Annotated in this window: 12 protein-coding genes; 10 read left to right on the forward strand and 2 right to left on the reverse strand. The window is 70.8% G+C overall.

Features of this window, described 5'->3' with window-relative positions; all coding sequences use genetic code 11:
* Positions 1-46 precede the first annotated feature (46 nt).
* Positions 47-592 carry a response regulator gene (locus P0R32_RS14805; protein WP_276237801.1) on the reverse strand — a complete coding sequence of 182 codons (546 nt, stop codon included), beginning with the start codon at positions 590-592 and terminating at the stop codon, positions 47-49.
* A 206-nt stretch (positions 593-798) separates the two neighbouring features.
* On the opposite strand from P0R32_RS14805, the gene P0R32_RS14810 reads away from it, so the two are divergent.
* From P0R32_RS14810 to P0R32_RS14845, 8 genes are all read left to right on the forward strand, one after another.
* Positions 799-1,860: a zinc-dependent alcohol dehydrogenase family protein gene (locus P0R32_RS14810; protein ID WP_276237802.1), complete on the forward strand. Its 1,062-nt coding sequence runs from the start codon at positions 799-801 to the stop codon at positions 1,858-1,860.
* A gap of 145 nt (positions 1,861-2,005) precedes the next feature.
* On the forward strand, positions 2,006-4,291 hold the full coding sequence (locus tag P0R32_RS14815) for a type II/IV secretion system ATPase subunit (RefSeq protein WP_276237803.1): 2,286 nt from the start codon (positions 2,006-2,008) through the stop codon (positions 4,289-4,291).
* Positions 4,284-6,224: a type II secretion system F family protein gene (locus P0R32_RS14820; protein WP_276237804.1), complete on the forward strand. Its 1,941-nt coding sequence runs from the start codon at positions 4,284-4,286 to the stop codon at positions 6,222-6,224. The genes P0R32_RS14815 and P0R32_RS14820 overlap by 8 nt, the downstream gene beginning before the upstream one ends.
* Complete coding sequence (locus tag P0R32_RS14825; RefSeq protein ID WP_276237805.1) at positions 6,221-6,982, forward strand: DUF7289 family protein; 762 nt, start codon at positions 6,221-6,223, stop codon at positions 6,980-6,982. The genes P0R32_RS14820 and P0R32_RS14825 overlap by 4 nt, the downstream gene beginning before the upstream one ends.
* Complete coding sequence (locus P0R32_RS14830; protein ID WP_276237806.1) at positions 6,979-7,425, forward strand: DUF7266 family protein; 447 nt, start codon at positions 6,979-6,981, stop codon at positions 7,423-7,425. The genes P0R32_RS14825 and P0R32_RS14830 overlap by 4 nt, the downstream gene beginning before the upstream one ends.
* Positions 7,422-8,144, forward strand: coding sequence for a DUF7263 family protein (locus tag P0R32_RS14835; protein WP_276237807.1), 723 nt, complete (start codon positions 7,422-7,424; stop codon positions 8,142-8,144). The genes P0R32_RS14830 and P0R32_RS14835 overlap by 4 nt, the downstream gene beginning before the upstream one ends.
* Positions 8,137-8,574: a DUF7262 family protein gene (locus P0R32_RS14840; RefSeq protein WP_276237808.1), complete on the forward strand. Its 438-nt coding sequence runs from the start codon at positions 8,137-8,139 to the stop codon at positions 8,572-8,574. The genes P0R32_RS14835 and P0R32_RS14840 overlap by 8 nt, the downstream gene beginning before the upstream one ends.
* The gene (locus P0R32_RS14845) at positions 8,571-9,116 is read left to right on the forward strand and encodes a DUF7261 family protein (RefSeq protein ID WP_276237809.1); all 546 of its coding nucleotides are present in this window, start codon (positions 8,571-8,573) and stop codon (positions 9,114-9,116) included. The genes P0R32_RS14840 and P0R32_RS14845 overlap by 4 nt, the downstream gene beginning before the upstream one ends.
* Before the next feature lie 67 nt (positions 9,117-9,183).
* Here the strand turns inward: P0R32_RS14845 and P0R32_RS14850 are convergent, their stop codons facing one another.
* Positions 9,184-9,681: a DUF3592 domain-containing protein gene (locus tag P0R32_RS14850; protein WP_276237810.1), complete on the reverse strand. Its 498-nt coding sequence runs from the start codon at positions 9,679-9,681 to the stop codon at positions 9,184-9,186.
* Between the two features lie 221 nt (positions 9,682-9,902).
* On the opposite strand from P0R32_RS14850, the gene P0R32_RS14855 reads away from it, so the two are divergent.
* A complete protein-coding gene (locus tag P0R32_RS14855; RefSeq protein ID WP_276237811.1) occupies positions 9,903-11,312 on the forward strand; it encodes a hypothetical protein in 1,410 nt (469 codons plus the stop codon).
* A 501-nt stretch (positions 11,313-11,813) separates the two neighbouring features.
* Entirely contained in the window at positions 11,814-12,983 is a 1,170-nt protein-coding gene (locus tag P0R32_RS14860; protein WP_276237812.1) for an ABC transporter substrate-binding protein, read from the forward strand.
* Positions 12,984-12,988 lie beyond the last annotated feature (5 nt).

Here is a 12,988-nt window from a genome sequence, read left to right on the forward strand (position 1 = left end):
CGCTGGAGAGGACGGGTGAGGTCCGACCACGCCGCAGCGGGAGTGGTCACGAGAGGTCGGAGAACGCCGCCTCCGCACCGACGGCGTCGAGCGTCGTGTCGATCCGGTCGCGGACAGTGTCGAGTCGCTCGCACAGGTCGTCGTACTCGTCGGTCGTGTGCTCGCCGGCGACCTCCAGCGCCGCCTTCTTCGAGGCGAGCGAGAAGAAGCGCTGACTCTGCTCGTCGTAGGTGGCCCGCTCCAGCAACACTTCGACGAGACCGACGAGGTCGGACTCGTCGACCGGCTTGATGCAGTAGTCGTCGAACGGCATGTCGACGATTGCGGCCGTCGGCTCGACCGCCGTGAGCATCGCCACCCGGCAGTCGATGTCCGCCTCGCGGAGCCCATCGAGCACCTCCTGGCCGCACATCTGCGGCATCCGCCGGTCGAGGAGGGCGATGTCGACGGCAGGGGTCGCGACTGACAGTGCCTCCTCCCCGCTCGTGGCGGTTCGAACGTCGTAGCGGTCGCCGAGGTAGTTCTCGTACAGGCGAACCAACGCCTCCTCGTCGTCCACTAACAACACGGTCGCGGAGGCGTCGACGCTCATGGCATCGCCCCGGGTGTCCGTGTGATCATTGTCGTACGTCAACAACACCGCCTGATAAAGGCGCGTCCACGGTTATCAGACGAGAGAACGCTCCTCAGCGGTGATCGAGGAGGCGCCGCCCCGCGCGGTGACCCGGCGCCGCGGCGGTACAGCGGGACGGGATTCGCAGGAACTGTTATGGTACGTGTTGACAACTGACGGATGTCATGCGAGCAGCAGTTCTGCGCGAACACGGCGAACCGCTCGACATCACCGAGGTCGACGACCTCACACCCGACGCGAAGGGCGTCGTCGTCGAGGTGGAGGCGTGCGGGATCTGTCGGTCCGACTGGCACGGCTGGCAGGGGGACTGGGACTGGCTCGGGATCCAGCCACAGCCGGGACAGATCCTCGGCCACGAGCCGGCAGGACACGTGATAGCCGTCGGCGACGACGTGACGAACTTCTCTGAGGGCGACCACGTCGCGATCCCGTTCAACCTCGGTGACGGCACCTGCATGCAGTGCCGCACCGGTCACGGGAACACCTGCGAGGCACCGATGCCACTGGGGTTCCTCGAAGCGGTCCCGGGTGCCTTCGCCGAACAGGTACACGTCCCCGCCGCCGACCACAACCTCGTCCACCTCCCCGACGGCGTCACCTCCGTCGACATGGCCGGCCTCGGCTGCCGGTTCATGACCGCCTTCCACGGACTCGCCCACCGCGCGCCCGTCGCGGCGGGCGACTGGGTCGCGGTCCACGGCGTCGGCGGCGTCGGCCTCTCGGCGGTCCACATCGCCGACGCGCTCGGCGCCAACGTCGTCGCGGTTGACCTCGACGACCAGAAGCTCTCGAAGGCCGAGGAACTCGGCGCCAACGAGACGGTCAACGCCGCCGACACCGACGACGTGCCCGGCGCAGTGCAGGCGCTCGCGGGTGGCGGCTGCCACGTCTCCGTCGACGCGCTCGGCATCGCCGAGACGTGTCGCAACTCCGTGCTCAGTCTCGGGACGCGCGGGAAGCACATCCAGATCGGCCTCACCACCTCCGAAGAGCGCGGGATGGTCGACCTCCCGACGGACGTGATGGTGATGAAAGAGATCGAATTCATCGGCTCGCTCGGCCTGCCGCCGACGCGTTACGACGAGATCTTCCGGATGGTGCAGCACGGGAAACTCGACCCGAGCGCCGTCGTCAGCGAGACGGTGGCGCTGGAGGACGTGAACCAGAAGCTCGAAGCGATGACGAACTTCGAGACCGAAGGGATCCCGGTGATCGACGAGTTCTGATCCGACCGGCACCGACGAGCGGTCACCGTTTTTCAACCAGGCCGTGCCGCAACTGCCGGAGCGGTGCGGCCAGATTTCGGGAGGCATATTCTATTCTCAAATTTAGTGTTAAAATTTATAACACACAACGCATCAGCGGCACGTAATGAACGGCGATCCCGACGGCCGGGCAGTAGTCTCGGCACCGGCCCCGCCGGACGCCGCCGACGCGTGGTACGCTCCAAACGTGCGAGCGCAGTACGAGCCGTACCCGGGCGTCGTGGCGACCGTCCGCGAGCGCGGCGCAGACACCGGCAGCGAGTTCCACTACAAGACGCGCGAACCGAGTCTCGGCCCCGGCGGCGAGCGCGCCGTCGCCCGCGTCGCCGACCGGTTCGACGCGGGGCAGCACCGCCGACCGCTGACGCGGGCCGGCGCGACCGAGCGAGCGGACGCGGGGTTCGAACCGAAGTACGAGCGTGCGATCGATCGACTCGTCGACGCGACTCCGGCGCTGCGGCGGCGGGTCGACTACCACACGCTCCGGGAGTTCCGGTTGCTCGGCGCGGTGACGCCGCTCGCGCTCGACGACCGCGTGGAGGTCGCCGACGTAGACGGCGAGGACGGTCGCGTCGTCGTCCACACGCGCGCGTTCGCCCCGGCGGTCACCGACGTTGCCGTCGACGCGGCGTACGTCGAGCGCGTCGCCAGCGAGCGGCTCAGCACCTACGAGGTCCGGTTCGAGGGGTTCGGCGTCGAGGTGGTCGTGTACCGCGAGCGGCTGCTCGGCGACGACCGGTTCGCGACGAAGTACGCCGTCCGCGAACCGCCGCTGCTCCCTGGTGACGAGGAACTGATCGCCGAGTGTAAAGAGCGCGTCTGGGGGACCACCGCGGCGGAGGTGATCGACGACCGGACGGCGTTCGTCCGCGAGCACGCCCGGCGCTTCCTGTCGCGCCGGCTCACCGCTCGCGACACGCGGGCGTGGCTCGACGCCGCCGAGTACCGGGCGCGCTCGGCGCTGGCCGCCTACGGACTGGCGGTCCCGCCGGTCGACTCGCGGTACGCGCCCGACCGCCTCGCCGACCTCGTCTACTACGTCCTGCGCGACTACGTCGGACAGGGCGTGCTCACGGTCCCGCTCCGGGACCCGAACCTGGAGGACGTGGAGGCGAACCGCGTCGGCGAGCGCGTGAAGGTGGTTCCACGCGCGGGACTGGGCGCCGACGGGCGCGTCCCGACGAACCTGTCGTTCGACTCGGAGTCGGAGTTCGTCAACGTCGTCACCCAACTGGCCGCGCTCGACGGGACGGAGTTGACCGCCACCAACCCGAGCGCGAAGGTGAACGTCGACCTCGACGGCGTCCCCGACACGATCCGGTGTGCAGTCGCGCTCCCGGTCATCTCGACTGACGGTCCCCACCTCTCGGTGCGCAAGCAGTCGGCCGACCCGCTCACGCCCGTCGACCTCGTCAACTCGGGCACGCTCCCCACCGAACTCGTGACGCTGCTGTGGCTGTTGTACGAACACAGCGGCGTCGTCCTCTTCTCGGGGCCGACCGGTGCGGGGAAGACGACGCTGTTGAACGCCCACACCCCGTTCATCCCGTTCGACGACCGCCCGGTCTCCATCGACGAAGGGAGTCGCGAGGTGCACCTCCCCCACGAGACGGGCATCTCGCTGACGACGCGCGACCACGAGCACGAGTTCAAGCGCGTCACGATGGCGGACCTGATGACCGAGACGAACTACCTCAACCCCGACGTCGAGGTCATCGCGGAGGTGAACACGCCGGCGTCGTTCGCGACGTTCGGCGAGAGCCTCAACACCGGCCACGGCGTGCTCGGGACGACCCACGCCGAAGACGTGGACACGCTGGTCAACCGCGTGATCGAACAGGGGCTCCCGCCGTACCTGCTCGGCGAAATCGACCTCGTCGTGTTCCCGTACAACGACGGTGGCGACCGCTACGTGAGCGAGGTGGTCGAACTCGGCGACGAGAGGGCGTTCGCCGACTGCGCCGGCGCCGGCGGCGTCGTGGAGAAAGACGACACCGCCGTCGGGTGGAACCGCGTGCTCGACCGCGACCCGGACGGGACGTTCTCGCTGTCGTACGACCACCCCGACCTCGGTGACGCCGTCCGCCGCCTCGACCACCGCGTGTTCCACCGGATCGCCGACCGCACCGACCGGACGGTCGAGGCCGTCGAGCAGGAGTTCCACCGGAAACACCGGTACGTCCGCTACCTCGTTCGCGAGGACGTGACCGACGTGGACGAGACGTTCGACTTCCTCTCGGCGCTGCGCACCGACGAGGCCGCCACCGTCGAACGCGTCCGACGGCAGACAGCCGACGCGGCGGGCACCGCCGATGCCGACGGCGACGCCGCCACTGTCGACACCGCGGACACCGCGACCGACGGCGGTTCGGAGGTGAGCCGCGATGAGTGACCTGGCGCTCGGCGAAGATGGGGCGCGCGTCGGTCGGTCGAGCGGGACGAGCGCCGACGCGTCCACGGCGGAGTCGTCGGAGGCGGCGAACGGGCTCTCCGTGCTCGACCGGGCGCTGTACGCGCTGTTCTCTCGGCACGCCGACAGCCGCCGGCACGCGACCGACCGGAAGCGGTACCGCGGCGCGGCGATGGCGACGAGCTTCGACGTGTACGTCGCCCGGACGTACGGCCTCTCGTGGGTCGTGTGCCTCGGTGTGCTCGCGTGGACGCTCGTCGTCGGGTCCGCGCTCCCCGCCGCCTCCCTCGACCGCGTCGTCGCCCCGGCCGTGGCGCTCGGCGTCCCCCTCCCGTCGCCGTCTCGGCTCCACGTCGCCGCGCTCGCCGCTGGGGTCGCCGGCACCGTCGCGAAGTACGGGACCGTCAGGCTCGCCGGCGCACGCCTGCGCTGGCGGACGGCGGCCCGCCGGAGCGACATCGAGCGAACCCTCCCCGGGGCGGCGCGCTACCTCCACGCCCTCTCGTCGGGCAGCGACGGACCGCGGGCGATGCTCCGCCGCGTCGCCGACAACGACGCCTACGGCGAGACCGCAGTCTCGGTCCGGACGGCGCTGACGACCGCCGCGCTCACGGGGAGTCTCAACGAGGGGATCGGTCGCGTCGCGCGCGACACGCCCTCGCGGGACGCTCTGGCTCCGTTCCTCCTGAAGTTCCGCGAGCACGCCGCCCAGGGTGGCGACGCGCTGTCGGGGTACCTCAGGCTGGAGTCGCGGATGCTCGGTCGGCGCAGCGAGCAGGCGCGCGAGCGCAACGCCGACGTGATGGAGTTGGTCGCCGAACTGTTCGTCGTCCTCCTCGTCCTCCCGGCGCTGTTCGTCATCGTGCTCACGGTGATGAGCGTCCTCGCGCCGGGGCTGTCCGCCGAGGTCGTCACCCCGTTCGGGACGACGACCAAGCGCGCGGTCGCGGTGTACGGCGCCGCCGCATTCGTCCTCGTCGTCGGCGCGGTCGCTGCGGTCGTCGTCTCCGACCTCCGACCCGCAGCACAACGAGCCAGCTACGCACTTCCCCGCGACCCGGCGGCGCTCCTCCGGTCGGTCGCGAGCAATCCGGCCAGCGCCGCGGTCGTCGCGTCTCCGCTCGGCGCCCTCGCGCTCGGTGGACTGCTCGCGGCGGGCGTCGGTCACGCAAACGCCGTGTTGCTGGGCTACGCGGCGTTCGCCGTCCCGGTAGGCCTCGTCGACCTCCGGCGCGGGCGCATCGACGACGCGAAAGACCGGGAGATATCCGACTTCGTCCACGCGGTCGCCGGCCACGTCGCGCTCGGGCGACCCCTGTCTGAGGCCGTCGACCGCGTCGCCCGCGACGTCGACCTGGGGCCGCTGTCGGGCGACGTGGCGGATCTGGCGTTCGCGCTCGGACTCGCGAGTCGACAGGAAGGCGACCTCCGGACCGGCGCGCTCGAACGCTTCGTCGACCGGGTCGGCACGCCGCTGGCGGCCCAGACCGTCGGACTCGTGTCGGGGGCGCTCGACGCCGGCAGCGACGCCGAAGCCGTGTTCGAGACGCTCCAAGCCGAAGTGGGGCGACTGTACCACGAGAAGCGCGCGCTCAGGGCGAACATGTTCGTCTACGTCGCGGTCGGCTGGACGACCGCGTTGCTGGTCGTCGGCATCGTCGTCGCGGTGAACCTCACCGTGCTCGACGGGTTCGCGGATCTGGCGTCGCTGTCGACCAGCGGAGGGACGCTCGACCCGACCGCCGTGGACCCCGAACGCGACCGCCGGCGCTTCTACGTCGTCGCGCAGGCGACCGTGTTCGCCTCGGGGCTGTTCGCCGGCGCCGCCGACCGCGGCGGGTACGCGATGCTGCTCCACTCGGGTGCGCTCGTCACCGTCTGCTACACCGTCTTCGCGGTCGCGGGGTTGCTGTGAGTCGCAGTCGGCGACGGATCGGCGACCACGCCGACGCCGAGTGCGAATCTCGTTCGACTCGCCGCGCGCAGTCGCACGTCGTCGGGATCGCACTCCTCCTCGGGATCACCGCCGTCTCGCTGGCAGGGCTCACCGCGACCGTGGGAACGGTCGTGGAGTCGAACACCGCCGGCGTCGACGCCGAACGGGTCGCCGCCGACCTCGACGACGCGCTCGCGCCGGTCGAGTCGACGGGCTACCACCGCGGCGTCGTCTCCTACACCGACGGGCGACTCCACACGGTCGAGCGGACGGTCCGAGTGCTGAACGCCAGCGGCGAGGTTCGGGCCGTCGACGCCGGTGGGGTCGTCTGGGAGCACGGCGACCACCGGGTCGCGTTCGTCGCCGGAGCCGTCGTTCGCGGCCCGCCGGGCAACGCCGTCATGGACGCCGACCCGCCGCTCGCGACCGCGCCGGGAACGGTCGTCGTCGGGGTCGCCGCGCTCGGCGACGCGACGTTCGCGTACGCGGGCGGCGGGCGCGTCCCGCTGTCGACTCGAACCAGCCACGAACGGACGGCCCACAGCGACGACGAGTGGCGGGTGGCGGTAGAGACGACCACGCCTCGTCCATGGCACGCGTACTTCGAGTCGCACGGCGCGACCACGACGACGCGAGACTTCGACGGCGACGGCACCGACAGCGTCGTCGCCGCGTTCCCGGGCGAGCGCACCCTCCACCTCGTGCTCCACCGACTGGACCTGGAGGCGGGACGGTGAGCGACGACCGTGCCGTCACGCCGGTCGTCTCGAAGACGCTCGAGGTCGGCATCGTGCTGCTGTTCATCGGCGGCCTCTCGGCGGCGCTGTTCGGTGGCGTCGTCCCGGACTACCGCGACGCCGCGGGCGACCGTGTCGCCGAACGGACGCTCGCCGGCGCCACCACGGAGGTCGAAGACGCGGTACCACCGCCTGCGCGGGCGGTCCGCGTTGAGCGGCGCGTCTCCCTCCCGGAGACGATCCGCGGCGCCCGCTACCGGGTGGTCGCCGACGACGGGTCGCTCGCGCTCGACCACCCGAACGAGGCCGTCGGCGACCGACTCCGACTCGCGCTCCCCGAGCGGGTCGCGACGGTGACGGGCGCGTGGCGCAGCGGCGCGACGACGGTCGTCGTCGTGACCGGTGGCGACGGCGCCGTGACCGTGGAGTTGGTGAACCGATGACCGCGAGTGACCCGACCGTCGGGACGGTCGACGTCGACCGCGACCACGACCGCAACCGTGACAGCGGTACCGACCGCGGGCAGGCAAACCTCGCGGCGTTGGTGGCGGCGCTCGTCGTACTCACCGCCACGACAGGCGTGACGCTGGCGCTCGCCGACGGCGCGCTCGCCGGGGCCGACCGCCGACCCACCGAGCGGCGGGCCGCCGTGGCGACCACCGACCGACTCACCGCGGCGGACTCGCCGCTGACCCGACGCGCGAACGTGCTGAACGCGAACGCGGTCGACGCGCTGACCCCAGACGATTTGGTCGAGCACGTGCCGCCGTTGACGAACGCTGCCGTCCGGATCCGTCTCGGCGACCGAGCCGTCGTCGAGCGAGGTGACCCCGACGACGGGGTCACGTTCCGTCGAATCGTCCTCGTCGCCGCGCCCGAAGAGCGCACGCGAACGGTGGACGCGAACCGCTCGCTCGCGCTCCCGCGGCGGACGGGGACGCTCCGCCTCGACTTCGGCGACGCCGCCGTCGAGACGGTACACGTGAACGGCCGGGTCGTCCTCCACCGCCCCGGTGGCCTCCGCGGCGTCGAGACGGTGTCCGCCTCCCGTCGCGAGACGCTCACGGTCGCGTTCGACGAGAACGCGACGGGGCAGGTAGCGGTGACGTACGTGCCCGAGGTGACGCACAAGACCACGCTGGAGGTGACCGTCGATGCGTGACGCCACACAGGGGAACGGCGCACGCGACGACCGAGCACAACTCTCGCTCCCGGTGGTCGAGGCGGCGGTGGGCGTCGCGTTCCTGCTGGCGGTCGCCGCGTCGTTCGGCATCGCGCTCCCCGACGCCGGGACCGCGGAGGCGCAACTGGACGCCTACGCCGACGACGCGCTCACGGTGCTGGCGGCGGAGCCACCGCGACACGGCGCCGGTGCCCGATTGGCCGAGGTCAGTGCCTCGCCCGCGGCGTTCGACCGTGAGCGCGACGCCCTCCGCGACCGGGTCGACCGGATCCTCGGCGACAACCTGCTGTTCCGGGTGGAGACGCCACACGGCGCCGTCGGCTTCGAGCGTCCGACCGGCGTCCCGACGGGCCGAGCGACCGCGACGACGCCCGGCGGCGAAGTCGTCCTGTGGGTGTGGTACGTATGACCGGCGGTCGGTCGAACGACGACGGCCACCGCGACCGGGCCCAGTTGGTCCTGCTCGCGGCCGCAGTCGTCGCCGCGGCGCTGGTGCCGATGGCACTGGCGTACCTCACGCTCGGCGCCCACCCCGACGTTGCCGCGAGCACCGACGAGCGCGAGCGTCCCGGCGCGGAGACCCTGCGAGCGCTCGACCGGACGGTCGCGAACGCCTCGACGGCGGTCGGTCGGTACCCGTGGGACGAGCGCGAGCGCACCGTCGCCGCGTTCGACGCGGTGCTCGCGCCCGACGTGCGCGGCATCGAGACCGCGCGAATCGAGGAGACGGTCGTCGTCACCGTCGACCGCAACGCGACTGCCGCGACGGCGTGGGCCGACGCGAACTGCCCGCGTGGCCCGAACCGCGCGTTCGGCGACTGCGCGGTCGACCACGGCGTCGTCGTGCAGGAACGCGCAGGCGAGACGACGCTGCTGGCGGTCGCGTTCGACGTGACCGTCACAGAACCCGAGGGGACGGCACGGCTGACCGTGGTCGTGGAGATGCGGTGACGATGTTGCGGGGCTGCGGTGGTCGTGGAGCGCGTTGTGGTGAGAGACGGGACGGCGCGATGGAGCGTCAGCGGCGCCGAACGCGCCGCGCCGCCGAGACACCGCCGACCGCGACGAACAGCAATCCGATCCCCGCGAACAGGAGCGGCGCATTCGACGTACGGTCCAGGAGGAACGCACTGTCGGGGTCCGCCGGGTCGACGTGCGCGGACACCGAGTCACCCGACTCGTAGTCGGCCAGCACGTCCCGCGCCGCGGACTCGGTGTCGTAGGTCGGTGAGGTCGTCGACGGGAACACGTTCGTGCTCGTGTACGACTCACCGTCGTACTCGTAGGTGAACTCGACCGTCGGCCGGTAGTCGGCGCCTGCGCTCCCCGTCGACGTCGCCTCGACGCCCGTCTCGACGACCACGGCGTCAACGTCAACGGCGTCGGCGACCGCGTCGGACTGCTGAGTGTAGTCGTACGCGCCGAACCCGGTCACCGCAAGACCGACGACGAGCATGACGAGCGCGCCGCCGAGCGTGCTCGGACCGTCGACGGAGAGCGAACTGTCGTCACCCATCTACCTCGGCACCTCTGCCGGGGCGAGAACCGTCCGAGCGGTGCGAGACGACTGTGACTCCGGAGCGATCTGGGGGGAGGGCACACGACGAGACCCACCGTCCAACCTGTTGATAGTTCTGGTCGATCCCGTGTATCTCCCAGCGGCACCTGTGAATCGCCGACGTGGCAGCCAGAACGCGACGCATGTTCATTACCTCTCTCCGCCAACAGAGGGCGACAATGCCCACGCCATACACCACCGAGCCGGCTGCGAGCGGCGCGCGAGCGACGACGACGCGCCGGACGGTGCTGGCGGCGGGCGCGCTCGCCGTCGGGGGACTCAGCGGGTGTCTCGGTCGCGTCGCGAGCGCGGTGACCGAGACGGGTGCCTCACCCGCGGCGTTCTACGGCGGCGACCGACGGACGACCGGGGCGGACGGGGGCGGCGACGCCGACGACACCCACCGGGCGTACCACCCCGGAGAGATGACCGTCCGCCATGTCCCGTCGCGGATCCGTGGGGAGTTCGGCCCACTTTCGGGGCGGCTGGACCTCGACGGCTGGACGACGAGCGCGGAGACGCGGGCGCAGAACCACAACTCCTCGCGGTCGAATCGGACCGAGCCCGTCGCGTTCGACGACTTCGACGACGACGACAGCGACGGCGACGGCGTCGGCGACGGCACCGAGGAGGACGTCGAACTGCTGTTCGACTACCTCGGCGACGAGCCGGTGATCGCAGAGCGGTTCGTCGTCGCCGTCCCCGACGCTCGGCTCCCCGGCGGTGCCGCGCTGGCGGACGAACTGACGCCCGCCCGACTCGTGGCGTACCTCACGGGCGACCCGGACGACGGCCTGTGTGGGCGTGCGAGGCGCGGCGAGGGCGTCGTCCACCGCGACATCGCCTGTCGGAACGTCCTCTCAGCGCGGCTGGTCGAAGAGACCGACAAGGGGCGGCTGGTCCGCGTCCGTTCGGGGCCCGACGGCGTCGTCGTGACGGGGACCGACGCCGACGACCCCGAGGGTGCGGCGATGGCGTTCGTCACCGAGGACGGAGGAGAGACGAGCGCAGACGCGGACGACTGGGGTCGCGAGGTGACCCCCGGCGCGTCGGGGACGGGGGGCGAGTCGACCGCCGCGGCGACCGCGACGCTCGTGTGCCCGGTGTACGCGACGCCGCCTGGCTGCCCGACCCCGATGCCGGCACTGTTGCACCTGCGGCGGTGTCGCCACGACGGGCAACTACTGTTCGCCGGCGGGTGGACGATCGACGACGGCGCGCTGTACGCGGACGCGGCGACGCTACTCGGCGGCGGGCGCGCGACAGCGGTCGTCGGCGTGTCCCCGGCCGATCTCGACCGGGTTCGAGGCGGCGGCGGCGACCTCGACGGCGACGGCTACGGGGACCTGCTCGCACGCAGGACGGGAAACGACCGGGATCGACACGGGGCGACGCTGTTCAGCGGCGTCCACGACCCCGACGCGGCGTACCTCACGCGAGCGCTCCGCGAGGGACTCGCGAGCGAGAACCTCCCCGAGACAGGCGTCGTGGCCGCCCTCGACGCTCCGCTCGTCCACCTCGTCGCCGCCAGCGCCTCGAACGAAGTGAAGTTCAAGGCGGGTGCTGAGCTGTCGGGACAGGTGAACTGAGGCGCCGAACGCCGCCGCTATCCTCGGCCCACGACGCCCTCGAGACACCGACACCGTCACATTCGACAGGCGGACAGCCGTCGCTCAGGACCTGCGCGGACGGCGCGGCGACCGGGAGAAATTATCAGAATTCCGGTGCGTTAGGGTGACCGACTCGATCTGTGGAAATATCTTTAGAAAATTCACTCGATCAGGAATATTGTTTGTGAAACGTACTATGAATACGGCACCTATTGTGTGTTTGACGGAATTTTTGGCCCCTTTTCGACCATGGTCGGTGCCCCCTTTATGCTGGGTTACCCGAGTGCCATTGGCGTTATGGACTCAGACACACCGAGACAGATTCGTCGTCGGTCCTTCTTGACTGCCGCTGGAGCTGGTGGGATCACCGGACTCGCCGGGTGCGTTGGCTTCGGAGGCGAAGACGGCGGGAGCGAAAGCGGAGATGGGGAGTCGACTGCCAGCGGCGCGACGGCCGGCGACAGCGGGCCGGACTCGATCGTGTTCGGACAGCCCGGCGCGCTGACCGGTGCGTTCGACTTCCTCCAGCCCGGCGTCTCCCAAGCCGCCGACGCCGCCGTCAGCCACATCAACGAGGCGGGCGGCCCGCTGGGTGCGGAGTTGGAGGTCGTCCGCCGTGACACCGCCGTCGACCCGCAGGAGGCGCGGAGCGTCACGACGCAACTCGTCGAGAACGACGACGCCGCGGCGATCGTCGGGCTCTTTTCGAGTGAGATCAACCCGCTGTGGAACTTCCTCCAGGACCTCCAGATGCCGATCGTCACGCCGTGGCCGGGGTCGACGTTCCTCGACACCCGCGGAGGAGACAAGGCCACGCCCGGCGACATCAGCGACGACGAGTGGGTGTGGCGGACGGTCGTCGGCGACACCGTCCACACGGGCGGGAGCGCCGTGTACGCGCTCGAACAGGGGTACGAGACGCTCGGGATCATCAACGGGAACACCGAGGGTGAGCGCAGCTACGTCGACGGGTTCCTCTCCGTCTACGAGGCGAACGGCGGCAGCGTCGCCGAGCAAGTCGAGGTCGAACTGGGCGCATCGAGCTACCAGTCGGCGCTCAGCCGGCTCTTCGATGCGGAGTTCGACGCGTTCCTCGTGAGCATGCCCCAGGAGTCGGCGATCACGGCGCTGAGTGACTGGTCCGACGGCGGCTACGGTCGCCAGCCGATCCTCTCGGACACGCTCGCACAGCAGGAAGTGATCGACCAGGTCGGCAGTGACCTCCACGGCGCGTGGGTCGCACAGCCCGGGCGGTCGGGGCCGAGCTACGACACCTTCGAGGGAATCTACTCGGAGGCGGGCGACGCGGCGATCAACGGCTGGACGCCCCCGTCGTGGGACTCCGTGCAGGTGACGGCGCTGGCCATCGAACGCGCCGGCGACACGAGCCCCGAAGCGATCCAACAGAACCTCGGGCCGGTCAGTCGCGGCGACGGCACCCCCGTCTCCACGTTCGCCGAGGGGAAGGAGGCCCTCGCAAACGGTGAGGAGATCACCTACCAGGGTGCGGCGACGCCGACCACGTTCACCCAACACGGCAACGTCTTCGGTGCGGTGTCGATCAACACCGCACAGGACGGCGCCTTCACGCAGACGACGCAGGTGTCGGCCGAGGACGTCCGCGAGTACGTGACGGAAGGCGAATACTAACAGCG

Source organism: Halobaculum marinum, assembly GCF_029338555.1.
Lineage (GTDB): Archaea > Halobacteriota > Halobacteria > Halobacteriales > Haloferacaceae > Halobaculum > Halobaculum marinum.

Coding starts and splice junctions, on each gene's coding strand:
- P0R32_RS14805 (WP_276237801.1), bottom strand. CDS start 592: ATGAGCGTCGACGCCTCCGCGACCGTGTTGTTAGTGGACGACGAGGAG.
- P0R32_RS14820 (WP_276237804.1), top strand. CDS start 4,284: ATGAGTGACCTGGCGCTCGGCGAAGATGGGGCGCGCGTCGGTCGGTCG.
- P0R32_RS14845 (WP_276237809.1), top strand. CDS start 8,571: ATGACCGGCGGTCGGTCGAACGACGACGGCCACCGCGACCGGGCCCAG.
- P0R32_RS14810 (WP_276237802.1), top strand. CDS start 799: ATGCGAGCAGCAGTTCTGCGCGAACACGGCGAACCGCTCGACATCACC.
- P0R32_RS14855 (WP_276237811.1), top strand. CDS start 9,903: ATGCCCACGCCATACACCACCGAGCCGGCTGCGAGCGGCGCGCGAGCG.
- P0R32_RS14850 (WP_276237810.1), bottom strand. CDS start 9,681: ATGGGTGACGACAGTTCGCTCTCCGTCGACGGTCCGAGCACGCTCGGC.
- P0R32_RS14815 (WP_276237803.1), top strand. CDS start 2,006: ATGAACGGCGATCCCGACGGCCGGGCAGTAGTCTCGGCACCGGCCCCG.
- P0R32_RS14840 (WP_276237808.1), top strand. CDS start 8,137: ATGCGTGACGCCACACAGGGGAACGGCGCACGCGACGACCGAGCACAA.
- P0R32_RS14835 (WP_276237807.1), top strand. CDS start 7,422: ATGACCGCGAGTGACCCGACCGTCGGGACGGTCGACGTCGACCGCGAC.